The sequence below is a fragment of the Desulfovulcanus sp. genome, from assembly GCF_982781345.1.
Map to the genome: position 1 here is coordinate 1 of NZ_CEYAEZ010000150.1, position 1,487 is coordinate 1,487.

Genomic DNA, 1,487 nt, shown 5'->3' on the forward strand with positions numbered 1-1,487 from the left:
AAGCCCCACTCGGCGCCCCCTGTGTGTCTATATTAAATGAGACAACTTGCCCGGAAAGTTTAAGGAGCATATCCCCAGGGCGAAGGAGATCTAAACCATGTCTCAATCACCGGTTCTGACGACCCCGATCAACGGGCAGGAAGCGTCAAAATCCCTGTCTGAGGCCGCCCCCACCCCCAGCCGCGAAACCGAGGTGGTATCCCGAGCGCGACGGCGCCGCTTTCCGGCCGCCTACAAACGCCGCATCCTCCAGGAAGTCGACCGATGCACCCAATCGGGACAGATAGGCGCCCTGTTACGCCGCGAGGGATTATATTCGTCCCACTTGAGCAAATGGCGCCAGCAGCGGGAGCAGGGAGAACTGGACGTCCGGAAGCAGGGTCCCTCTCCGGCCGATCCGGCCCCCCAAGAGGTGGAACGGCTACGGCGGGCGAACGAACGGCTGCGCAAACAGCTGGAACAGGCCGAAACCATTATCGAGGTGCAAAAAAAACTCTCCAACCTACTTGGGATCGCTTGCGCGGCTCTCCCAAAGGGCGCCAGCAGATGATCCAGACGGCCCACCAGCTAGCTGAAGAGGTAGGCGTGTCGACCGCCTGCACCGTCCTGGGAATACCGCGGGGTAGTTTTTATCGCACGTCGGATTCGCGTCAGAGGCTTGCCTCGACGCGAATTCGGCGCACAGCGCCCGCCCGGGCGCTGACCGAGGCGGAGCGGGGCCACGTGCGCGACCTGCTCAATAGCGAGCGGTTCCAAGATCAGGCCCCCCGTCAGGTGTGGGCGCAGTTGTTGGACGAGGGCATCTACCTGTGTAGCTGGCGCACCATGTACCGCATCCTGGAAACGTATGAGGAGGTGCGGGAACGCCGGAATCAGCTCCGCCACCCGTCCTATACGAAACCGGAGTTATTGGCGACCGGACCGAATGAATTGTGGAGTTGGGACATCACCAAGTTGAAAGGTCCGGCCCAATGGGTCTATTACTATTTGTATGTCGTCCTCGACGTCTTCAGTCGGTACGTGGTGGGCTGGATGGTCGCCGAACAGGAGTCTAAAGAGCTGGCCGAACCCCTCATCGAGACCAGCTGCCAGCGCCAGGGGATTCGTCGGGAGCAACTGACACTGCATGCGGATCGCGGATCGGTGATGATCGCCTCGACGCTCGCCCAGCTCTTGAGCGATCTGGGGGTAACCCCCAGCCATTCCCGACCCCATGTCCCCGATGATAACCCATTTTCCGAGGCCCACTTCAAGACGATGAAGTATCAGCCCGATTTTCCCGAACGGTTCGGCTCCCTGGCCGATGCCCGGGCTTGGGCGCGGACCTTTTTCCCCTGGTATAACGAGCAACACTACCACACCGGCTTGGCGTTACTGACGCCGGCCATGGTCCACTATGGGCAATCCGAAGAGCACCAAGCCCAGCGCCAACAGGTGCTGCAGGCCGCTTATGCCGCCCATCCCGAACGGTTTGTCCGCGGCCAACC

General features: G+C 61.1%; 2 protein-coding genes. Both read left to right on the forward strand.

Annotated features, from left to right (window positions below):
• The first annotated feature begins 97 nt into the window (after nucleotides 1–97).
• Nucleotides 98–550, forward strand: a complete 453-nt coding sequence (locus AC3WVG_RS11790) for a transposase (protein WP_488798313.1) — start codon at nucleotides 98–100, stop codon at nucleotides 548–550.
• Nucleotides 547–1,487: IS3 family transposase (locus tag AC3WVG_RS11795; RefSeq protein WP_488798314.1), on the forward strand; the 941-nt coding region annotated here is incomplete at its 3' end. The genes AC3WVG_RS11790 and AC3WVG_RS11795, both read left to right, overlap by 4 nt.

Bases quoted from the DNA above. Each gene is read 5' to 3' on its own strand.
- AC3WVG_RS11790 (WP_488798313.1), top strand. From the start codon at position 98: ATGTCTCAATCACCGGTTCTGACGACCCCGATCAACGGGCAGGAAGCG.